We start from the raw sequence: 20,409 nt of genomic DNA on the forward strand, positions 1-20,409 counted from the left end.
CTCTCCTCACAGCAGGTGGCTGCGGCCCCAGCCGCGGGACAGTCGGTAGGTGGCGAACGCGCCGCAGGCCAGGCCGATCGCCAGGCAGACCAGCGTCGGGCGCAGCATCCGCGCCGCGTCGCCGTCGATGGCCGCGTGCAGCAGGGACATCGCCCAGTAGCCGGGCGAGACCGGGGCGATGTGCCGCACCCAGGCGGGCATCAGGCTCACCGGCACCAGGGCGCCGCCCAGCGCGCTGACCAGCATCGCGCCCAGGTCGGAGACCATGCCGAGGTCGCCGCGGCTGCGCACGATCGTGGCCAGCGCCGAGCCGAGCGAGAGCAGGGTGAAGCCCCACACCGCGACGGCCAGCATGATCCAGCCCAGGGTGGGCGGCACCGGCAGCCCGATCACCAGGCAGCCGAAGACCAGCAGCACCGACTGCTGGAGCAGCAGGATGACGAAGGCCGGCGCCACCTTGCCGAGCAGCAGTTCGGCCCGGGAGGCGCGGGTGACGCGCAGCCGGTCCCAGGTGCGCCACTCGCGCTCCACCATGATCGAGTTGCCCACGATGGAGAGCGCGAAGACGGAGAACATCACCAGCGGCCCGGTGACCGCCTGGAGGGTGCCGGTCTTCAGCGCCGTCACGTAGAGCGGCTTGAAGACCAGCATCAGCAGCATCGGCATCGCGATGTAGCTGATGAGCTGACCGGGGTCGCGCAGCCGCAGCAGGGTGTTGTACTTCACCATCAGGCCGGTCCGGTACAGGGAGTCAGTGGCCATCGAGCACCGCCAGGGATCGGTAGAGGTCGTCGAGATCGGGCTTGCGGACGTCCACGGAGACCACCGGCTGCCGCGCCTCGTGGAGCAGGCGCAGCAGGCCCGCGGTCGGATCGGTGGTGGACTCGTGCAGCTCCTGGCCGTCGGCCAGCACCACGCGCACCTCGCCGGGCAGTCCTTCGAGGAGTTGCGCGCTGGTGCCGCGGCTCACCACGCGTCCGCGCTTGGCGACGGCGATGGTCGCCGCCAGTTCGGTCAGTTCGCTCAGATAGTGGGTGGTGTAGACGACGGCCGCGCCGTCGGCGGCGCGCAGCTTGACGGCGTCGAGCAGCGCCTGCCGGGTCTCCGGGTCCGCGCCCGCGGTGGGTTCGTCGAGCAGCAGCAGGCCGGGCCGGTGGATCATCGCGACCGCGGCCTGGGTACGGCGCTGCTGGCCGCCGGACAGGACGCCGGCCGGCCGGTCGAGGAACTCCGTCAGCCGCAGCGCGGCGGACAGTTCGTCGATCGCGGCGGTGAGCGCGCGGTGGCGCAGACCGGACAGACCGCCGAAGAGCTTCATGTGCTCGCGGACGCTGAGCGGCGGGTAGAGGGCGATGTTCTGCGGGGAGACGCCGATGCGGTGGCGGGCCTTGGCGGGCTCCTCACCGCCGATCAGCACCTGGCCGGCGTCGGCCCGGATGAGTCCGGAGACGATCTCGACGAAGGTGGACTTGCCGGCGCCGTTGTGGCCGACCAGGCCGACGATCTCGCCCGGCCGGGCGGTCAGGTCGAAGCCGTCCAGCGCCTGGACGTCGCCGTAGCGTTTGCTCAGCCCGGTCACCTCGAGCATGGCCTGGGCGCTGTTCTTCCTGCCGCGGGGCGCCCGCCGGTCCGGGCCGGCCGGCGGCTCGCCCTGCGCGGGTGGCGAGGGAGTCCTCAAACTCATTGCTCCTCCAGGGGGTTGGCGTGCTGCCGGTAGGGGTTCTTCGGGGTGTCCGGGCCGGCGGCCCGGCCGGGCCGGTGTCCGTACGGCCCGGGGGCCGCGGGCCCGGGCCGGCCGGCCCGCGCGGCCGGACGCGGCGCCCGGGTCACTGCTCCTCCACCGATTCGGTACGCCGGCGGGTGGGGAAGGCGGTGGCCGGCCGGTTCCTGGGTGTCGCGGAGCGGGCGGCGGCCGCGCGGGCGCCGGGGGCCGCTCCACTGCCCGTGCTGGCCGCGAGGCCGAAGCGGTGCTGGTTGGCCGGGACGCCCCAGGCGGAGGTCTCGACGGGGGCCGTGGCCGCCGGACCGCCCGCCCCGCCGCGGCCGGGCCGCGGGGTCCGGCCGTCGGCCTGGTCGCCCGTCTCGCGCGCCAACCGCTCCAGCGCCCTGCGCGCCGCGTCCCGCCAGGAGTCCGCGCCGAGCCGCTCGAAGGCTCCGAGTGCTCCCCGCAGCCGGGCGGTGGCCTGCTCGTACCGCCGCTCGCGCAGGTCCAGCGTGCCGAGCGAGTACAGGATCGCGGCCTCGCCGAGGAAGTCCCCGGCCCGCTGGGTGGCGCGCAGCGCGTCCGTGCCCGCGGCCCGCCAGTCGTCGTGGGCCCGCTGGACCGCGGCCAGCGATCCGACGGCGACCGCCAGGTGCCAGCACGCCTCGGTCTCCAGCACCTCACCCGCCTGCCGCACGGTGGCGAGCAGCGTTTCGCGCTCGGTGGCGTACCACTCGCCTGGGTCGCTCAACACGGCCCGCAGCATGGGCAGTTCCATCGGCCACCGGGTGGGGTGGTGCAGCTCGGCGGCCGGTGTGCCGCCCTGGCGCAGCAGCGCTTCGTCGGCCAGCGTCAGCCACGCGCCGAGCAGCCGCCGCCGCGGCGCCCGCTCGTCCTGGTCCGCCCGCTCGTCCTGGTCGGCCTGGTCTGGCTGGTCTGCCTGGTCGGCTTGCTCGGCGGCCGATGCGGCGAGGCACTCGGCGGCGTAGAGCCGGACCAGGCCGCGCAGCCGGTAGCGGGCGGTGACACCGGTGCCGCCGACCGGGTCGACCAGCCGGGCGTCGACCAGCGTCTCCAGGACGTCCACCGCCACCGCGGGCGCCGTGTCCAGCAGCGGCGCCGCCGCCCACGCGGGGAACTCCGCCGCCGGCAGGCCGCCCAGCCGGGCGAAGAGCTGCCGGGCGGGCGCGGCCAGTTGCTCGTAGCTGCCGCGCAACACGGCCCGCACGTCGAGGCCCTGGTGGAACAGCTCGTCCAGCCGGCGGCGCTCGTCGCGCAGCCGCGCGGTGAGCTGGGCCAGGCTCCAGTGCGGGCGGGCCGACAGCCGGGCGGCGGCGGCGCGCAGGGCCAGCGGCAGCCCGTCGCACAGCTCGGCCAGCTCGATCGCCTCGCTGGGCTCGGCCGCCACCCGCTCACGGCCGGTCATCGCCGCGAGCAGCTCCACGGCCTCGGGGACGGGCGGCACCTCCAGTTCGACGGTGTACGCGTCGGCGGGCGCCGACAGCCGGGCCCGGCTGGTGACGAGGAGTCCGCAGGTGGGGGTGCCCGGGACCAGCGGACGCAGCAGGGTCACGTCGGCCGCGTCCTCGACCACCACCAGCATCCGCCGCTCGGCGAGCGCGCTGCGGTAGAGCGCCGCCCGGCCGTCCAGGCTCTCCGGAACGGCCGCGGCGGTGAAGCCGAGGGCCCGCAGGAAGCGTTCCAGGACGTCGGAGACCTCGCGGGGGCCGGCGCCCGCGGGCAGCCGGGCGTACAACTGGCCGTCGGCGAAGGCCGGGGCCAGGTTGTGCGCGGCCTCGACGGCGAGCGCGGACTTGCCGACGCCCGCGCAGCCGGTGATCAGGGCCATCGGCGCCGAAGGGGCGGACAGCCGGCCGGTCAGCTCGGCCAGTACCTCCGCGTGGCCGGTGAAGTCGGTGATGCGGGCCGGGAGCATCCGCGGCAGGGGCAGCGGCGCGGTCGCGGACACGGTGGCGGGGGCCGTGGCCTCCGGGAGATCGAGGTCGCCGGAGCCGTTGAGGATGGCCCACTCCAGTTTCAGCAGCGCCGGACCCGGCTCCAGGCCCAGCTCCTCGATGAAGGTGCGCCGCACCCGGTGGTAGGCGGCCAGTGCCTCGGCCTGCCGCCCACAGCGGTACAGCGCCGTCATGAGCTGCACGGCCGGGCGCTCGCGCAGCGGGAACTCGCCGGCCAGCGCGCTGATCTCGCCGAGCACCTCGTGGTGCAGGCCCAGCCGCAGCTCGGCGTCCAGGCACTCCTCAAGCGCCTCGAAGCGGCGTTCGGAGATCCGTACCAGCTTGGTCTGCACCACGGGGCTGTCCACCTCGGGCAGCGGGTCGCCGTGCCACAGGGCGAGTGCCTCACGGAAGGCGGCGCGGGCCGCGGCGGGCCGCCCGTCGGCGGCGGCGGCCCGGCCGCGCGCGGCCAGCTCGTCGAAGACGTGCAGGTCCAGCTCGCCCGGCGCCAGGTCGAGGGTGTACCCCAGGCCGTGCATGCTGATGCGCTTGCCGAGCCCGGCGCGTTCCATCCGCTGGCGCAGCGCCGACACCGCGGTCTGCACCTGGGACCGGGCGGTGGCCGGCGGGGCGCTGCCCCACACCGCGTTCAGCATCGTGTCCAGTCCGACCCCGCGGCCGGTCTCCAGCAGCAGCAGCGCCAGCACGACCTGCTGCCGCCGCGCGGTGACCGCCACCGGCTCTGAGCCGCGCACCTCCAGGGAGCCGAGCACCCGGAACCGGACCGCGGTGCCCGACGGGGCGCCGGCCGGCGCCGGCTGGTCCGCGGTCGGATCCGCCGTGCTTCTGGCGGGGAGGGGTGATGCAATCGCCATGTCCGTCAGCCTTCCTTGCAACGTGGGCTCGCGGGGCCGGTGCCGCCGCGGCGGGTCGGTTCAGATCAGGACTTCGTGCGGCGCCGGGTGGCCGAGGAAACCGATCGGGCTGGCCGTCAGCCCGTAGGCGCCCGCCTGGAACACCGCGATGAGGTCGCCGATCTCCGCGTGGGGCAGTGCCACGTCCTTGCCGAGCAGGTCGAGAGGGGTGCACAGGCAGCCGACCAGGTCCACCGTCTCGGTGGCCGGCTCGGTGGTCGAACCCACCACCGCGATCGGGTAGTTGCGGCGGATGGCGCGGCCCAGGTTGCCGGTGGCGGCGAGTTGGTGGTGCAGGCCGCCGTCCACCACGAGGAAGGTGGTGCCGCGGGAGACCTTGCGGTCCACCACCCGGGTCACGTAGACGCCGGCTTCCCCGACCAGGTAGCGGCCCAGTTCGATGACGGTCCTGGCCTGCGGGAAGGCCGGCCGGATCGCGGTGTCGAGGAGTTTGGCGAGGTTCTCGCCGATCGGCCCCAGGTCCAGGGCCCGGTCCCGGGAGGCGTAGGGGATGCCGAAGCCGCCGCCGAGGTTGAGGTAGCGCACCGGGCCCGGCGCGTGGTCGGCCAGTTCGGTGACCAGCTCCACGGTGCCGCGCTGGGCGGCACAGATGCTCTCCGCGTCGAGATTCTGCGATCCGGCGAAGACATGGAAGCCCTGGAAGTCGAGGCCGGCCGCGCCGATCCCGGCCAGCAGTTCGGGCGCCTGCTCGGCGTCCACCCCGAACTGCTGCGGCCCGCCGCCCAGCCGCATGCCGGAACCGCGCACCGCGAAGGGCGGGTTGACGCGCAGCGCGACCCGGGCGGTGACGCCGAGCTGCTCGCCGGCCAGCCGGACCCGGGCCAGTTCGGTGGCCGACTCCAGCTCCACGATGACGCCGGCCGCGACCGCCTGCCGCACCTCGATCGAGGTCTTGCCCGGCCCGGCGAAGCCGATCCGCTCGGCCGGGACGGTGGTGTCCAGCGCGGTGAGCATCTCACCGGCCGACGCCACGTCGAGGCCGTCGACCAGCCCGCTCATGTGGTGCAGCAGCGCGGGCATCGGATTGGCCTTGACGGCGTAGTTGAGCTCCACGCCGTCGGGCAGCGCCGCCCGCACCTGCGCGGCCCGCCGGCTGAGCAGCGAGCGGTCGTAGGCGAAGAAGGGGGTGGAGCCGACTCGTTCGGCCAGCCGGCCGGCCGGCACGCCGCCGATCGCCAACTCGCCGTCGACCACGGTGAATCCCCCATGGCTGCCGAAACCCCCGAACGCCTCGGGGTCGACCGCCCGCCGCGTGCCGTCCGCGCCGGGCGTGCTGTCGGCGCCGTGCGCGCCGGGGCCCTCGCCGCTCATCGGTGTCCCTCCACGGTCCTGCGCAGCTCGACCCGGTCGAATTTCCCGTTCACCGAACGGGGCAGTTCATCCAGTACGACCGTGCGGCGCGGCAGCATGTACGGCGGCAGCTCGCGGGCGAGTGCCTGGTGCAGCCGCGCGGTGTCGCAGACACCGGCGACGACCAGCACCACATGCTGGCCGAGCCGTTCGTCCCCGACGCCCAGCGCCACCGCCTCGGTGGCCAGGCCGCTGGCGTACGCGGCCTCCTCGATCTCGGTGGGACTGATCCGGTAGCCGGAGGACTTGATCATGTCGTCGGTGCGGCCGACGAAGTACAGGAAGCCCGCCTCGTCGCGGTAGACGGTGTCGCCGGACCAGACCGCGAGCTCGGTGCCGCCGTACGGGACGGCGCCCGGGACCGGGCGGAAGCGCTCGGCCGTGCGCTCGGGGTCGTTCCAGTAGCCGAGGGCCACCAGCGCGCCGCGGTGCACCAGTTCGCCGTGCTCGCCGGACGCGCACGGGGTGCCGTCGGGGCGGAGCACCAGGATCTCGGCGTTGGGGATCGCCTTGCCGATCGAGTCGGGGCGGCGCTCGGACTCGTCCGGGTCGAGGTAGGTGGAGCGGAACGCCTCCGTCAGCCCGTACATCAGGAACGGCCGTGCCCGCGGGAAGATCTCGCGCAGCCGTGCCAGGGTGGCCCGCGGCATCCGGCCACCGGTGTTGGCGAAGTACCGCAGCCGCCCGCAGGCCTCCTGCGGCCACTGCTGGGCGACCAGTTGCATCCACAGCGGCGGCACACAGGTGAGCGCGGTGACCCCGTGGCGGGCACACAGCCGCACCACCTCGCGCGGCAGCAGGTAGTTGGTGAGCACCAGGTGGGCGCCGGCGATCAGCGTCGTGGTGAGCTGGCTGAAACCGGCGTCGAAGCTGAACGGCAGCGCGGCCAGCACCACGTCGTCCTCGGTGTGTCCGAGGTAGGAGGCGACGCTCTCCGCGCCGGCGAGCAGATTGCGGTGCGAGAGCACCACGCCCTTGGGGCCGCCGGTGCTGCCCGAGGTGTAGAAGACGGCCGCCACATCGGAGTCGACGACGCCGTCGGCGCCGGGTACCGGCAGCCGCCCGGCCTGCCGCAGCCGGTCCCACGGCACCGCCGTCCAGCGGTCGTCGGCGGGCAGCACGGTACCGGTGTCGCCGATCAGCACCAGGTGCCGGACGGAGGTGCCGGGCGGCAGCGCCGCGCGGACCGTCTCCAGCCGCTCGGCGGTGGTGATCAGCGCGGTCACCTCGCAGTCGGCGGTGACGGCGGCCAGGTGACGGCCCTTGAAGAGCGGGTTGACCGGGACGAAGACGCCGCCGGCCGCCGAGACCGCCAGCATCGACACGACCGTCTCGACGCGCTTTTCCGCGTAGACCGCGACACGGTCACCGCGCCGCACACCCAACCGGTACAGGCCGTACGCCACTTCGGCGACCAGCTCGGCGAGTTCGCCATAGGAGACGGTGCGGTCCTTGAAGGTCAGCGCGGGGCGGTGGCTCGCGCCGCACGCGATCAGCCGGTCCAGGCGGGTCAGCGGCGCGGCCGCCCCGCCGGCGATCGTCGCGCGGTCGCTTGTCGCCGTGCCGCGGGTCGTCGCCCCGCCGGTGGCCGGCCCGCTCACCGCCGACGCGCGCACCGTCGGCTCATTCATGGCCGGCCGCGAGTTCCGGCGTGACGAAGTCGGCGACGGTCGCCCACAGCGAGCCGACCGTGGCGAAGGTCTCCTCGGTCAGCAGCTCGTCGTCCAGTTCCACCCCGAAGCGGTCCTCCAGGTCCGCGAGAAGCTGCACGACCCCCATCGAGTCCAGCCCCAGAGCGGCCAGATCGGCGTCCGCCGTCAGCTCGTCGCCCTCCGCGTACGGCAGGCGGGGCAGCAGCACGTCCTGAAAGGTGCGCGGTATCTCCCGCGTCGTCTCGGCCATGGTGATCGGTCCCCTTGTCTTCTTCCGGATCTGCGTCCGGTTCGCGTCCGGTTGTTCGTCCGGTTGTTCGTCCGGGGCGCGGGACCCACCCGCGCACAGAAGTCACTTGACCGCCGGCCGCTCTCGAACCGCCATCGCGGCGCTCTCGCCCGGCCTCTCGGGCGAGGTGGCACGCGATCCCGGAGCGATGGCGCGGCCCCCGGCGGGCGGTCGCGGACGGTGGGCCGATAGCCGATCGATAGCGCGCCGGGAGCCGCTATCCGGGGGCCTGGGCGCGACGAGGGTGGCTTGATGGCGGTCCGACGCACCATGGGCGGAGCACATCCGGAACCCGACCCGCCGCGGCACCGCGCTGATACACGAAGGGGAGGCACTCTCCATGCTCACGGGGATATCGGACCTCGCGCCGACACCGGACCGCCCGCCCGAACTCCCGCTGCCCGCGGCCCACGACCGGCACCGGGCGGCCGACGGCCACGACGCCGGCGACCTCGTCGCGGTGTACCAGTACGCGACCCGGCGGGGCGCCGTCACTCCCGGCTCGATCGACCTGGTGGCACTCGAACTCGGCCTGTCCGCCGGGGAGGTGTTCTCGGCCGCCGCCCGGCTGGTCGAACTGCGCCTGCTGCGGACCGACGAGAGCGCCGGCACCGGCCTGGTGCCGGTGGACCCGCACTCGGCCGCGACGCTGCTGACGTCGCCGATCGAACGCGCCATCCTCCAGCAGCGGGAGCTGGCCGACCGGCTGCGCGCCCGGATCGACTCCGTCGCGGGCGGTCCCAGCGGCGCCGACGGACCGCTCGGTGTCATGGACACCGTCGAGGGTGAGGCGGAGATCCGCGGTCTGCTGCGGCTGGCGGCCGTCGACTGCCGCACCGAGGCGATCGTGCTGCGGCCGGGACACGACGAGCGGATCGCGCCGGACGACCTCTTCGACGCCTGCTACGACGCGCTCGGCCGGGAGACCGACGTGCGGGTGCTCTCGCCGCACCGCGACCGCGCCGACTTCGCGTCCCGGGCCCGCGCCAAGAAGCTCACCGAACGCGGGGCGGCGATCCGGACGATCCGCTCCGTGCCGCAGACCGCGGTGGTCTTCGACCGCGCGCTGGCCGTGGTGGTCACCGCGGGCGTGGCGGGCGGACCGCCGGTCGCGCGGCAGGTCCGCGACGAGACGATGATCCGGTGCATGGTCGACATGTTCGACCTGCTGTGGGACGGCGCGGCGCCGTTCGCGGTGGAGGAGGCCGGTTACGCCGAGGACATCAACGACGACCTCCAGCGCTCCATCGCCCGGTTGATGGCCCAGGGCCTCACCGACGAGGTCGTGGCCCGGCGCCTGGACATGTCGGTACGCACCTGCCGGCGCCACATCGCGGCCCTGCTGCGCAGCCTGGGTTCGGTCAGCCGCTTCCAGGCGGGCGTCCAGATCGCCCAGCGCCTGTCCCAGGAGGAGGCCGCCGCCTGACCCCGCCCCCACCCCCACCACGGCGGCCGCCCCTCCCCGGGCCGGCCGCCGCGCTGGCTCACGACACGACTACGCCGTGCGGCACCCCAAAGGGACGCGGGCAACTCCGCCTGCGGCAACCTAAGGGGCGCGGGGAACTGCGCGCCCAGCCCTCGACCCCGGCTCCCCCCACCGTGGCCGCCACAAGCGCCACGCGGCACCCAGAGGGGCGCGAGGAACTGCGCGCCCAACCCCCACCAACCGCCACCCGAAAACGAACCCGCACCCCCCGAACCCCCCCTCCCCCCACCGTGGCCGCCGCAGACGCCATGCGGCACCCAATAGGGGCGCGGGGAACTGCGCGCCCAGCCCTCGACAACCGCCGGCCGAAAACGGACCTACCCGGGAACCGCCCCCGCCGTCGCCGGCCGCGCCCGGGTCGGGACCAGCTCGCGGGCCAGGCCCGACAGCGGCCTGGTTCCACCGAGCTGCCCCAAATCCGTCCCCTCCCACCCCCTGCCGCGCAGCTCACTCAGCACGCGCGGCGCCCGCAGCAGCCGGCCGCCGGCCACGGTGTAGGAGGCGTCGAGGTCCACCTCGGACAGCTCGTTGACCTCCGCCACGACGGCGGCGAGGGCCGCCGCGGCCGGCCCCGCCACCGAAAGACCCGAATCCTCGGCGCCCCATCCGCCGGCCCCCTCGGCCGTCACCCGGAAGACGTCCGGGCACCGCGTCCCCGGCACGGCCGGGCCCGCGTCCAGGCAGTGCAGCCGCAACTCCCCCTCCCCCACCTCGTGTTCAGCCGCGACCTCGGCGACGAGCCGGCCGTCGGCCACGGCCACCCGGGCCGACCGCACCGCCGGATGCGCCAGCAGCACCCGCTCGGTCGCGTCGACGTCCACGGCGTCCGGCCCGAGCCGGACCAGCCGCCGCGGAGCCGGGGCGTCGAAGCCGAACAGCTCGACGGCCTCACCGAGCCGCAGATCCACCGCCGCGTCGCGGTGCGCTTCCAGCAGCTTCCCGTATCCGCGCAGGAACTCCTCGACGCCCTTCGCGTCCATCACGTCCGCCCTCGCGTTGAGTCCGACGGTGACCCCGTCGTCCCACTCCCCGACCCGCAGATACGTGTCGGTCGCGGACAGCGCCCACGCGGTCGGCTCAGGTATCCGCAGGAACCGCTCCTTGCGGGTTCCGCAGCTCTTCGTCCCGTGGTTGAGGAAGTTGACCTCCGAGGAGGTCCTGATCGGCGCGCCGCGCCGGAACCCGTCCCGGGCGACCAGCTCCACGATCTCGTCGTACGGCGCGTACGCGTGCTCCTGTGCCGCGCGCAGCGCGGCGGCGACCCGCCCGGTCACCTCGGCGAAACCGGGGTTGCCGCCGAGGTCCACCGAGACGAGCGTCGATGAGAACATGCACGTCAGCACCGACATCCGGGGTCCGTCCTGCCGGTGGCTGGTCAGCCACCGGTGGGTGACCAGCCGCTCCCCGGTGTACGCGGCCATGGCCACCGCGTAGGCCGCCAGGTGCACCGCCGAGGGCCACACCTTCAGCCGGGCGGCGATCTCACGGACCGCGCTGAGCAGGGTCGGTGAGGTGAGGGTCGCCCCGAAGGCGGCGGGCCCCGCCGGTGCGGCCGGCGCACGGCGCCGCACGAACATGTCGGCAGGCAGTGTGGGCGCCATCTGCCGCCAGTACCGCAGCACGTCGGTCCGCTCCGCTGTCGGCAGCTCCTCGATGGCCGCGAGATCGGCCGGGTGGTACGCGACCGGCGCCAGCTTCGCCCGGCGGCCGGTGGCGAGCGCCTCCAGCAGCGCCTCGAACTCCTGCTGGAAGAGCTGCATGCTCCAGTCGTCGAAGGCCGTGTGGTTGAGGGCGAGCGCCAGCGAGCGCGGCGCTCCGTCCGTGGTGACCACGCACGCCCTGATCGGCCACTCCCGTTCCGGGTCGAACTCGGTGGTGGACATCTCGGCGATGACGTCCGCCGGCGCGGGCGTACCGTCCTGCTCGGTGCCGGCCACCAGCAGCGGCATCGGCCCGGGCGGCTCCACCCGCTGTCTCGGGCCCGGCCGGGCGTGTGCGTCGAAGACCGTGCGGAGCCCCTCGTGCCTGCGCACCAGATATCCCAGCGCGGCGCGCAGGCCGGCCAGCGAAAGCCCCTGAGGCAGCGGGTAGTTGGTGACGATGTGCGCGTCGTGACGAGCGCCTGCGGGCACCTGCTGGTATCGCAGCCAGTGGTACCGCTGCCCCCAGCAGAGGTCCGCGTTTCTCATCTCGGGCATCCCGCCCTCCTTCCATACCGTGAGTGGGACCGGCCCGGCCGCATGCGCGCGGGCCCGTGAGTCATCTCCCAGCATCCGGTCCGCCGTGGAAAAACGGCAGCATTTCACGGTGGCCGCTTGTTGACGGCAAAAAGCTGCCATCGGGAATCGGCGGCCCGCAACCGGGCGCGTCTTGACGGGAGTTGCGCCGTCCGGGAATCTCGTGATGTCGGAGAAACCAGATCCGGCAGCCGGGACCCGCTCGGGCCCCGGAATTCCTTTCATGGAAGGTGTGATTCCCTTGTCCAAGATCGCCGCGAAGGAAGCTGCGAAGGAAGCCAGCAAGTCCGCCACCAAGGCCGCCAGCAAGATCGCCGCGAAGGAGGCCACCAAGGCCGCCAGCAAGATCGCCACCAAGGCCGCCGCGAAGGAGGCCACCAAGGCCGCCACCAAGGCCGCCAGCAAGATCGCCGCGAAGGAGGCCTCCAAGGCCGCGGCGAAGTCTGCCTGACCTCGGATCCCGCACCACGTCCGAGCCTGAGGCCGTCTGAGACCGTCTGAGGCCGTCGCCGGTATGGCGCCGCGTCCGCCGCGAGGCGGCCGGCGCCCTGCCGGCGGGCCGTACCGGGACGGACCCCGCGGCCGCCCGCTCGGACACCCCTGCCAGGGAAAGGGAAAGTCCGGTGGAACACGCCGATATCATTGATCACCTTCAGCATTCCCTCTCCGTGATCCTGGACCGACCGCTTCCCGAATTCAGCGCGGATACCAGGATTCTCGAAGACCTGGAGATCGACTCCATGCGTTTTGTCGAACTCCTCATGAGCCTTGAGGACACCATCGGCCTCGATGTCGATCCCGAATCCCTCGAACCGGAGGTATTCCAGTCCGCAGGCTCTTTTGCCGACTACATCAAGATCCGGATCGACCTCTTCAGGGTCGCCGGATAGCCGGATCACGGCACGGCCCAACGGAGGATTCGATGAGGGACACGCTCGTGGCGTGCGAAGCGGCAGCCCATGACGGCGGGTTCACGCCCGGCCTGGAGCTGGCGCTGCGCACGGTGGACACCGCGCCTCCGGGACGGGTCGCCGCATACCCGGCCGGCCGGGTGCCCGCGGGCACCGAGGTCGTACCGCACCGCCTCGCGGAGCTGGAGGGCGTCGCCTTCGTGGCCTGGCCCCACCCGCCCGCGGAATCCGCCGCACCGGCCCCGTACGACAAGCCTGACGACCGCCGCACCGTATTCGCCGCGCTGCTCGGCGCGGTACGGGTGGGCGTGTCCCGCAGGCTGCTCGACGACGCGGTCGCCCACCTGTCGGGACGGGTGGGCGGCGGCGAGCCCCTGATCCGCAAACAACTCGTGCTCGGCACCGTCGCCGACGTCATCACCGCACTCGACGCCGTACGCCAACTCCTGCTCGTCGCCCACCGCGTCCCCGCGGCCGTGGCCGACGCGCACGACCGGATCACCGCACTCGACTGGGACACCGCCAAGCTCCTCGGGGCCTCCGGTTACCTCGCCGACGGACCGGTGCGCGCCGCATACGTCGGCCGGCTCGCGGCGGACTGCTGGACCGACCGGGAGGACGTACAGCCATGATCCCCCTCGACACTCCACTACGGGAACTGCGCGAGCAGTGCCGGGAAGCGGGCCGGGAACTACGCGCCCACGCCCTGGCCGTCGACGCCGATCCGGCGGGCACCGCCCACCTCGACCTGCCCGTCCTCGCGCTGGTCAGAGCCGCCTCCACACCCAAGGACTTCCGCACCGGCTCCGCCGTGAACGACGGCGGTTACTCCGACACCTGCCTGTCCCGAGTGGTCGCCAGCGTCGAACTGGCCAGGGGCGACGCGGGGGTGCTCAGCGCCAACACCGGTCCTTCACTGGCCGGCGTCGCCGTCGACACCCTGGGCAACGAGGCACAGCGCGAGCTCTTCTACGACACCATCGCCGACGGCCGCGCCTGGACCTTCTTCGGCATGACAGAACCGGCGCACGGTACCGACGCCACGGCGATGGAGAGCAGGTTCGACGCGGCGGGCGACCCCGCTGACGGATACCTGCTCTCCGGTACCAAGCGCTATGTCGGCAACGCGTCCCGGGGCGCGATCGGCGTGGTCTTCGCCCGCACCGGACGTACCCCGCTCTCCATCCGCGGCGCCCTGATCCGGCAGCCGGCGCCCGGCTTCCACGGCGAACCGCTGGACATGATCGGCTTGCGCGGCGCGCGGATCTGCAAGCTCGACCTCGACGCGGTGCCGGTACCGCGCGAGATGCTGCTCGGCGCCCATCTGCCCGCCTCCCGGCGCGGCCTGTGGGGCATCAGCAGGACCTTCAACGCGATGCGGCTCCAGATCGCCGCGCTCGCGCTGGGCACCGCCCTCGGCACCCGCGACTACGTGACCGAGCAGCGCCCCGGCTGGTCGGGCCACGAGGTGGTCTCCGCCCGGCTCGACGCGGCCACCGCGCTGCTGTACGAGTCCGCGGCCGCCGTCGACCTCCAGCCCGACGTGGTACGGCCGCCCTCCATGGCCAAGCTGCACACCACCGATCTGGCGGTCCGCACCACGCACTGGGCGGCCCGGGCGCTCGGCCCCGGCGCGCTGCTCGACCACCCGCTGCTGGAGAAGTGGAGCCGGGACGTGCTCGCCTTCGAGTTCATGGAAGGCACCAGCAACATCCAGCGGCTGCACATCACCCACGACCTGGCCTCGCGAAAGGGGCGGACATGACTGCCACCGACGTCACGGCCCGCCCGGCCACGGCGCCCGTCCCGCTTTCCACGACCGCCCCGGCCGCTTTCTCCTGGTCCGCCCGCCCGGTCACCGAGGACGACCACGCCGCCGTGCTCGACCTCTTCACCGAGCCCGACTTCTACTTCCGCACCCAGCGCCCCGACACCCGCCCGCAGTGGGAGATCCTCTCGCTGCTCGACGAGGACACCCGGCTGCTCAGCGCCGACGGCCGGCCGGTGGGCCTGTACGCCCTGGAGGCCGTCGGCGGCGAGCACGCCTGCCACTACCTCCTGCACCTGCGGCTGACCGCGCGGCTGCGCCCGGACGCCTGGGCGTCGGCGTACCGCGAACTGATCAGGGCACTGCGCTGGCAGCGCGAGGTGGTCCGACTGGAAGTCGTCATCGGCGAGTTCGACGACCGCGGGCTGACCGCCGCCCGGCAGGCCGGCTTCACCGAGGAAGGCGTCCTGGCCCAGCACGTCGTCCACGACGGACACCGGCGCGGTTCCGTCTTCCTCTCCCGGATCTGGGAGCCCACCTCATGATGCTGCGCGGATACCGGGACACCGACCTGCCCCTGCTCAGCGGCGACTGGCTGCCGGGCGAACTGCTCGGCCTGCCCGTGCCCGGCCGACCCCCGCTGGCCGAACCGGCCCGGGTGCCGGCCCCCCGCGATCCGGCGGCACCGGAAAGTGCGGAGACGGCGGGTGAAACGGCGGGAACGAGCGAGGCCGACGAGCTGTGTGTCGTCCCCGGCGCCGGCTTCGTCCGGCTGACCGCCGTGGACTGGGTCCACCGCAGGGCCCGCCTGGAGATCGGCCTGCGGTCCGGCGCGGCCGGCGGCGCCGAGCCGCTGCTGAAGGCCGCGCTCGACCACGCCTTCCGGGCGCTCAACCTGCGGCGTGTCTTCGGCTGGGTCACCCCGGCCGTGCCGCTGCCCGACGGGATCTCGCGCGACGCCCTGCTGCGCGACGCGGGCCTGGCCCCGGAAGCCGCCATCCCCAGGGCACTGTGGCTGGACGGCCGCCCGGTGGCCCGACAGATCTGGGGAGCGACCCGCCATGGCTGACCTGAGACTGCTCGGCACCGCCGAGGCCGCCGCGCGGCTCAGCGCCGAACCGAAGGCCGGCCGCGGCTTCCTCGGCCTCGACCCGGTCACCCAGAACGGCGCGCTGCTCGCCCGCGAGCTGGCCCGTACCGGGGCGCAGGTGCTCCAGGCCGGTGACGTACTGCTCGGATACGCGCCCAACTCCGCGCAGCCGCGCCAGGGTTGGGTCGCCACCACCTCCGCGGACCCGGAACCGCTGGCCGCGCTCCTCGCCTTCCTGCGCACCTACCGCCGGTGCACGTCCTACGTCGCCGAGGTCCCCGAGGGCGCGCCGGCGGTGCCCGCGCTCGAAGCCTGCGGCTTCACCGGCGCGGGACGGCTGCCCGGCCATGTCTTCCACTCCGGCAGCTACCACGACGTGCTGGTCTACTGCGCCACCCAGGAGGGCTGACCCATGCCGTTCGTGACCGTCCGGCATTTCACCGAGGACGACATCCCCACGCGGACCGCCCTGTTGCGCGAGTCGCGCTTCCAGGCCAATCTCACCGACTTCGCGGTCGTCAGCGACGACGACGCGCTCACCGCCAACCAGCAGCGCACCATCACCCGTCAGCACCGCGTCAAGCGGATGTTCACCCTGTGCGAGTCCCGCGGCGCCACCGTCGGCTTCGCCTGGATCACCTCGATCGACTGGCCCGGCCAGACCTGCGAGCTGTCCTTCGGAGTGCTGCCGGAGTACCGCGGCCCGTACGGCGCCGCCGCCGTCACCGCCGCGCACGCGCACATCCGCGCCGAGCTGAACATGCGGGTGGTCGTCAACCAGGTCCTGGAGCACAACACGATGCTGGTGTCGTCCGGTGAACTCACCGAGCAGCGGCGGGTCCGCTGCGCGTACGACTCGTACACCGTCGGCGAGTGGCGCACCGCCTGCTACTGGACCGAGAGCGAGCAGGACGTGCGCCGCTGGCGCGAGCAGGCCGCCGACCGGCGCCGCGCGATCGCCCACCGTATCCGTTCCGCGTCCGCGTCACCCCGGCCGTCATGACCGCCCGCGCCGCTGAAGGCGGCTATCTGCACCACGCGACCATCGCGGGCGACACCGTGGTCTTCGTGTGCGAGGACGAGTTGTGGACGGTGCCCGCCGACGGCGGCACCGCGCGCAGGCTCACCGCGGGCAACTCCGCCTGCGCCGGGCCGCGGCTGTCGCCGGACGGCCGGCAGGTCGCCTTCACCGGCACCTTCGACGGCCTCACCGAGGTCAGCCTGACCTCGGTCGCCGGCGGCCCGGTCCGCCGGCTGACCTACCAGGCCGGCCGCTGCGCGGTCACCGGCTGGCACCCGCTGACCGGCGAGATCCTCTACGCGAGCACCGCGGGCCAGCCCGAGGGCTTCGGCTTCCGGCTCTTCGCCGTCCACCCGGACGGCGGCCCGGCCCGGCTGGTCGAGGCCGGCCCGGCCGCGTCCGTGTCCTACGGGCCCGGCGGCGGCTCGGTGATCGGCCGGTCCATCGCCGACCCGGCGCGCCGCAAGCGCTACCGGGGCGGCGCGGCCGGCGAACTCTGGGTGGACGACGACGGATCGGGCCTCTACCGGCGCCTGGAGCTGCCCGCGGGCAACCCGGCCGACCCGGTGTGGGTGGGCAACCGGATCTACTTCATCAGCGACCACGAGGGCACCGGCAACGTCTACTCCTGCCACCCCGACGGCACCGGACTGACCCGGCACACCGACCACGACGAGTACTACGCCCGCGGCCTGTCCGGTGACGGCCGCCGGCTGGTCTACCACAGCGGCGCGCTCCTGCACGTGCTGGACCCGGCCCGCGGCGGCACCCGCCGGCTCCGGGTCGAGCTGGCCCCGTCGGGCATCCAGCACCAGCGGCGCATCGTCTCCGCCACCGGTTTCCTCGACGGCGCCCGGCTCGCCCCCGACGGCCGCACCCTCGCGGTGACGGCCCGCGGCAAGGCCTGCACCCTGGCTCCCTGGTCGGGCCCGGTACGGCGGCACGGCCGCCCGGACGGGGTCCGCTACCGGCTGCTGAACTGGCTCGCCGACGGCGAACGGCTGGTCGCGGTGGCCGGCGACTCGGGCCCGGGCGAGCGGCTGGTCCTGCTGCCCGCCGAGGGCGGCGCCGAACTGCTCGGCGTGCCGCTGGCGGACCTGGGCTACGTCACCGCGCTGGCCGCCTCGCCCGCCACCGGGCAGGTCGCCTTCGCCACCAACCGCCAGGAACTGTGGAGCGTCGACACCGACCGGCCGAAGCTGGAGCCGCGGCTGCTCGACAGCAGCGCCCATGAGCGGATCGAGGACCTGGCCTGGTCCCCCGACGGACGCTGGCTCGCGTACACCTATCCCGACAGCCCCCGGAGCACCGCCATCAAGGTCGCCGAGGTGGACACCGGCCGCACCTCCCGGATCACCCGTCCGGTGCTGCGGGACGCGCTGCCCTCCTTCGACCCGGCCGGCCGCTATCTGTACTTCGTCGGTCAGCGCGATCTGACCCCGGAGCACGACCAGGTCCAGTTCGAGATCGGCTTCCCCTTCGGCGCCCGGCCCTACGCGGTACCGCTGACCGCGGACCGGCAGCCGCCCTTCGGGTCGCCGCAGCAGTCGGCCGCCGGGCCGTTCGGCGACATCTACGACGGGGGAGACGACGACAGCCCGGTCGCCATCGACTTCACCGGCATCGAGCGGCGGCTGGTCCCGCTGCCCGTGCCGGAGGGCCGCTACGCGGCGGTACTCGGCCTGCCCGACTGCGTGCTGCTGCTGTCGGTACCGCTCAGCGCGCCGGAACCCGACGACCCGCAGCAGCAGCAGGAGGGCACCGTCACCCTGGTCGACCTGGCCACCGGCGACGTCACCGACGACTATCTCGGCCCGGTCGACGAGATCAGCACCGACCGGACCGGCACGGCACTGCTCTACCGCCACAACCACCGGCTGCGCGTCGTACCGGCCGGCGCCCCCAAGGAGGCCGTCGAGGACTTCGACACACCGATCGCGCCGCCCGGCCGGCCCACCGGCTGGGTGGACCTGGACCGGGTCAAGATCCCCTTCGTGCCCGCCGCGGAGTGGCGGCAGATGTTCCGGGAGGCGTGGCGGCTCCAGCGCGAGAGCTTCTGGAACGCCGAGATGTCCGGCATCGACTGGGACGCCGTCCACCGCTGCTATCTGCCGCTGCTCGACCGGGTGGCCACCCGCGCGGAACTGTCCGACCTGGTCTGGGAGCTGCACGGCGAGCTGGCCACCTCGCACGCCTACGAGCGCGGCGGCGACTACGGCGCGCCGACCGGCGAGGCCCAGGGGTTCCTCGGCGTCGACTGGGAGACCGCGGCGGAGGCCGACGGCCGCTGGCGGATCGCGCACGTGCTGCGCGGCGACCCCTGGAACCCCGACGCCACCTCGCCCTGCGACCGGCCGGGCATCGACATCCGCACCGGCGACGAGATCGCCGCGGTCGACGGCCATCCCGTCGGCCCCGGCGGCCCGGCGGAACTGCTCACCGGACTCGCCGGCCGCGAGGTCGAGCTGACCGTGCTGCGCAAAGGCGCCCTCCCGCGCCGGGTGGTGGTGCACGCCGCGCGCAGCGAGGCCCGCGCCCGCTACCTGGACTGGGTCGCCCGCAACAGCGCCTACGTGGAGGAGGTCTCGCACGGCAGGCTCGCCTATCTGCACGTGCCGGACATGTTCAGGACCGGATACGCCGACTTCGTCCGGCAGTTCCTCGGCGGCCTGGACCGGGAGGGCCTGGTGGTCGACGTGCGCTTCAACGGCGGCGGCCATGTCTCCCCGCTGCTCCTGGACCGGCTCGCCCGCAGCCGCACCGGCACCGAACACGGCCGGTGGAGCGGCGCGGTGCCGTATCCGCTGGAGTCACCGCGCGGGCCGATGGCGGCGCTGATCAACGAGCAGACCGGCTCCGACGGCGAGATCTTCGGCCATATGTTCCGCGAGCGGGGCCTCGGCCTCCTGGTCGGCACCCGGACGTGGGGCGGCACCATCGCCACCTGGCCGCGGCACGGCCTGGTCGACGGGACCGTCACCACCCAGCCCGAGTTCTGCTATTACTTCCGCGGGGTCGGGGCGGGGCTGGAGAACCGCGGGGTCGAGCCGGACATCACGGTCGCCGTGGTCCCGGCGGGGCCTCGGCCCGGGCTCGACGCCCAACTGGCCACCGCGGTGAACCGGCTGCTCACGATGTTGCCGGCGACGGCGACCGCGGACTTCGGGCCACCCGACCGCCCCGCCGACGCCGACGCGGCACGGGTCGACGCGGCACGGGCCGGCGCTGAGGCCGGCGCCGGGGCGGTCGCCACCGGGGGGAGCGGCGGATGACCGGCACGGCGACGGCGACGGCGGCGGCGACCGCGGGGACAGCGGGGACGGCGGTGCCGGTCACGGGGACCTGCGACGTGTGGCTGGTGCCGGTACGGCGGCGGGCGGCCTGGGCCGATCTGCTGGACGCCGGGGAACGCCGGCGCTGGCAGTCGCTCGGCGCGGGGACGGCCGCCGACACGCTGCTCACCTCGCGGGCCGCCCAGCGGCTCATCGTGGGCCGCTACCTGGGCGTACCGGCGGCCGACGTGACCGTGGAACGCGGTTGCGCGCTGTGCGGCGCTCCCCGGCACGGCCGCCCCCGGGTGCCGGGCGCGGCCTTCGACTTCTCGGTCTCGCACACCGGCGACTGGCTGCTGCTCGCGGTCGTCGGCGCCGGGCTGGTCGGCGCGGACCTGGACCATCTGGACCCGGCCCGCGACGCGGACGGCCTGGCCGCCCTCACCCTGACCCCCGCCGAGCGCGACGCCTACGCCCGGCTGCCCGGGGATGCCCGCCCGGCGGCGTTCCTGGACGCCTGGGTCCGCAAGGAGGCGGCGATGAAGCTGACCGGCCACGGCCTGTCGGCTCCCCCGGCATCGATCGACGTCAGCACCGGCCTGGCCACGGCCCCGACCGTCGCGGGCTGGCCGCGGGCCCCGCTCCACCTCACTCCCCTGCCCGCGCCGCCCGCCCACCGCGCCGCCCTGGCCACCACGATCCCCGTGACGCGGGTCCACCCCCGGGCCCTTCCGGCGTGAG

Annotated in this window: 18 protein-coding genes; 11 read left to right on the forward strand and 7 right to left on the reverse strand. The window is 74.2% G+C overall.

The window, feature by feature from the left end:
* Window positions 1–6: 6 nt before the first annotated feature.
* The 6 genes from OG519_RS09550 to OG519_RS09575 all read right to left on the reverse strand — a co-directional run bounded on the left by OG519_RS09550 (window position 7) and on the right by OG519_RS09575 (window position 7,844).
* On the reverse strand, window positions 7–762 hold the full coding sequence (locus OG519_RS09550) for an ABC transporter permease (protein WP_405581230.1): 756 nt from the start codon (window positions 760–762) through the stop codon (window positions 7–9).
* A complete protein-coding gene (locus OG519_RS09555) occupies window positions 752–1,684 on the reverse strand; it encodes an ABC transporter ATP-binding protein (protein WP_405581233.1) in 933 nt (310 codons plus the stop codon). The genes OG519_RS09550 and OG519_RS09555 overlap by 11 nt, the downstream gene beginning before the upstream one ends.
* Before the next feature lie 142 nt (window positions 1,685–1,826).
* Window positions 1,827–4,532, reverse strand: coding sequence for a BTAD domain-containing putative transcriptional regulator (locus OG519_RS09560; protein ID WP_405581235.1), 2,706 nt, complete (start codon window positions 4,530–4,532; stop codon window positions 1,827–1,829).
* A gap of 60 nt (window positions 4,533–4,592) precedes the next feature.
* Window positions 4,593–5,903 (reverse strand): pyridoxal-dependent decarboxylase, exosortase A system-associated, encoded by a 1,311-nt coding sequence (locus OG519_RS09565; RefSeq protein WP_405581237.1) that lies wholly within the window; start codon window positions 5,901–5,903, stop codon window positions 4,593–4,595.
* Window positions 5,900–7,558, reverse strand: coding sequence for an acyl-CoA ligase (AMP-forming), exosortase A system-associated (locus tag OG519_RS09570; protein ID WP_405581239.1), 1,659 nt, complete (start codon window positions 7,556–7,558; stop codon window positions 5,900–5,902). The genes OG519_RS09565 and OG519_RS09570 overlap by 4 nt, the downstream gene beginning before the upstream one ends.
* 7 nt (window positions 7,559–7,565) lie before the next feature.
* Window positions 7,566–7,844, reverse strand: a complete 279-nt coding sequence (locus OG519_RS09575) for a phosphopantetheine-binding protein (RefSeq protein ID WP_188284220.1) — start codon at window positions 7,842–7,844, stop codon at window positions 7,566–7,568.
* Between the two features lie 379 nt (window positions 7,845–8,223).
* On the opposite strand from OG519_RS09575, the gene OG519_RS09580 reads away from it, so the two are divergent.
* Window positions 8,224–9,309, forward strand: a complete 1,086-nt coding sequence (locus tag OG519_RS09580; RefSeq protein WP_405581242.1) for a hypothetical protein — start codon at window positions 8,224–8,226, stop codon at window positions 9,307–9,309.
* Window positions 9,310–9,686: 377 nt separating this feature from the next.
* On the opposite strand, the gene OG519_RS09585 is transcribed toward OG519_RS09580, so the two are convergent.
* Window positions 9,687–11,567, reverse strand: coding sequence for a condensation domain-containing protein (locus tag OG519_RS09585; RefSeq protein ID WP_405581245.1), 1,881 nt, complete (start codon window positions 11,565–11,567; stop codon window positions 9,687–9,689).
* A gap of 280 nt (window positions 11,568–11,847) precedes the next feature.
* Here OG519_RS09585 and OG519_RS09590 point away from each other — a divergent pair, with 280 nt between their 5' ends.
* The 10 genes from OG519_RS09590 (at window position 11,848) to OG519_RS09635 (ending at window position 20,408) form a co-directional block, all read left to right on the forward strand.
* Window positions 11,848–12,057, forward strand: coding sequence for a hypothetical protein (locus tag OG519_RS09590; protein ID WP_405581248.1), 210 nt, complete (start codon window positions 11,848–11,850; stop codon window positions 12,055–12,057).
* 172 nt (window positions 12,058–12,229) lie between these two features.
* Entirely contained in the window at window positions 12,230–12,496 is a 267-nt protein-coding gene (locus tag OG519_RS09595) for an acyl carrier protein (RefSeq protein WP_405581251.1), read from the forward strand.
* A 32-nt stretch (window positions 12,497–12,528) separates the two neighbouring features.
* Window positions 12,529–13,149: an acyl-CoA dehydrogenase family protein gene (locus OG519_RS09600; RefSeq protein ID WP_405581254.1), complete on the forward strand. Its 621-nt coding sequence runs from the start codon at window positions 12,529–12,531 to the stop codon at window positions 13,147–13,149.
* On the forward strand, window positions 13,146–14,282 hold the full coding sequence (locus tag OG519_RS09605; RefSeq protein WP_405581257.1) for an acyl-CoA dehydrogenase family protein: 1,137 nt from the start codon (window positions 13,146–13,148) through the stop codon (window positions 14,280–14,282). The genes OG519_RS09600 and OG519_RS09605 overlap by 4 nt, the downstream gene beginning before the upstream one ends.
* Window positions 14,279–14,830, forward strand: a complete 552-nt coding sequence (locus OG519_RS09610) for a GNAT family N-acetyltransferase (protein ID WP_405581260.1) — start codon at window positions 14,279–14,281, stop codon at window positions 14,828–14,830. The genes OG519_RS09605 and OG519_RS09610 overlap by 4 nt, the downstream gene beginning before the upstream one ends.
* Window positions 14,827–15,354: a GNAT family N-acetyltransferase gene (locus OG519_RS09615; protein ID WP_405581262.1), complete on the forward strand. Its 528-nt coding sequence runs from the start codon at window positions 14,827–14,829 to the stop codon at window positions 15,352–15,354. Before OG519_RS09610 ends, OG519_RS09615 begins: the two co-directional genes overlap by 4 nt.
* Window positions 15,347–15,784 carry a hypothetical protein gene (locus OG519_RS09620; RefSeq protein ID WP_405581265.1) on the forward strand — a complete coding sequence of 146 codons (438 nt, stop codon included), beginning with the start codon at window positions 15,347–15,349 and terminating at the stop codon, window positions 15,782–15,784. The genes OG519_RS09615 and OG519_RS09620 overlap by 8 nt, the downstream gene beginning before the upstream one ends.
* A gap of 3 nt (window positions 15,785–15,787) precedes the next feature.
* Window positions 15,788–16,378 carry a GNAT family N-acetyltransferase gene (locus OG519_RS09625; protein WP_405581268.1) on the forward strand — a complete coding sequence of 197 codons (591 nt, stop codon included), beginning with the start codon at window positions 15,788–15,790 and terminating at the stop codon, window positions 16,376–16,378.
* Window positions 16,375–19,668 carry a PDZ domain-containing protein gene (locus OG519_RS09630; RefSeq protein WP_405581271.1) on the forward strand — a complete coding sequence of 1,098 codons (3,294 nt, stop codon included), beginning with the start codon at window positions 16,375–16,377 and terminating at the stop codon, window positions 19,666–19,668. Before OG519_RS09625 ends, OG519_RS09630 begins: the two co-directional genes overlap by 4 nt.
* Complete coding sequence (locus OG519_RS09635) at window positions 19,665–20,408, forward strand: 4'-phosphopantetheinyl transferase family protein (protein ID WP_405581274.1); 744 nt, start codon at window positions 19,665–19,667, stop codon at window positions 20,406–20,408. Before OG519_RS09630 ends, OG519_RS09635 begins: the two co-directional genes overlap by 4 nt.
* Window position 20,409 lies beyond the last annotated feature (1 nt).

This window comes from Streptomyces sp. NBC_01190, assembly GCF_045039895.1.
Lineage (GTDB): Bacteria > Actinomycetota > Actinomycetes > Streptomycetales > Streptomycetaceae > Actinacidiphila.

Excerpts from the sequence above, each read along its gene's own strand:
- OG519_RS09620 (WP_405581265.1), top strand. The coding sequence starts at position 15,347 with ATGGCTGACCTGAGACTGCTCGGCACCGCCGAGGCCGCCGCGCGGCTC.
- OG519_RS09555 (WP_405581233.1), bottom strand. The coding sequence starts at position 1,684 with ATGAGTTTGAGGACTCCCTCGCCACCCGCGCAGGGCGAGCCGCCGGCC.
- OG519_RS09575 (WP_188284220.1), bottom strand. The coding sequence starts at position 7,844 with ATGGCCGAGACGACGCGGGAGATACCGCGCACCTTTCAGGACGTGCTG.
- OG519_RS09615 (WP_405581262.1), top strand. The coding sequence starts at position 14,827 with ATGATGCTGCGCGGATACCGGGACACCGACCTGCCCCTGCTCAGCGGC.
- OG519_RS09600 (WP_405581254.1), top strand. The coding sequence starts at position 12,529 with ATGAGGGACACGCTCGTGGCGTGCGAAGCGGCAGCCCATGACGGCGGG.
- OG519_RS09585 (WP_405581245.1), bottom strand. The coding sequence starts at position 11,567 with ATGCCCGAGATGAGAAACGCGGACCTCTGCTGGGGGCAGCGGTACCAC.
- OG519_RS09560 (WP_405581235.1), bottom strand. The coding sequence starts at position 4,532 with ATGGCGATTGCATCACCCCTCCCCGCCAGAAGCACGGCGGATCCGACC.
- OG519_RS09635 (WP_405581274.1), top strand. The coding sequence starts at position 19,665 with ATGACCGGCACGGCGACGGCGACGGCGGCGGCGACCGCGGGGACAGCG.
- OG519_RS09580 (WP_405581242.1), top strand. The coding sequence starts at position 8,224 with ATGCTCACGGGGATATCGGACCTCGCGCCGACACCGGACCGCCCGCCC.
- OG519_RS09565 (WP_405581237.1), bottom strand. The coding sequence starts at position 5,903 with ATGAGCGGCGAGGGCCCCGGCGCGCACGGCGCCGACAGCACGCCCGGC.
- OG519_RS09550 (WP_405581230.1), bottom strand. The coding sequence starts at position 762 with ATGGCCACTGACTCCCTGTACCGGACCGGCCTGATGGTGAAGTACAAC.
- OG519_RS09630 (WP_405581271.1), top strand. The coding sequence starts at position 16,375 with ATGACCGCCCGCGCCGCTGAAGGCGGCTATCTGCACCACGCGACCATC.
- OG519_RS09605 (WP_405581257.1), top strand. The coding sequence starts at position 13,146 with ATGATCCCCCTCGACACTCCACTACGGGAACTGCGCGAGCAGTGCCGG.
- OG519_RS09610 (WP_405581260.1), top strand. The coding sequence starts at position 14,279 with ATGACTGCCACCGACGTCACGGCCCGCCCGGCCACGGCGCCCGTCCCG.
- OG519_RS09625 (WP_405581268.1), top strand. The coding sequence starts at position 15,788 with ATGCCGTTCGTGACCGTCCGGCATTTCACCGAGGACGACATCCCCACG.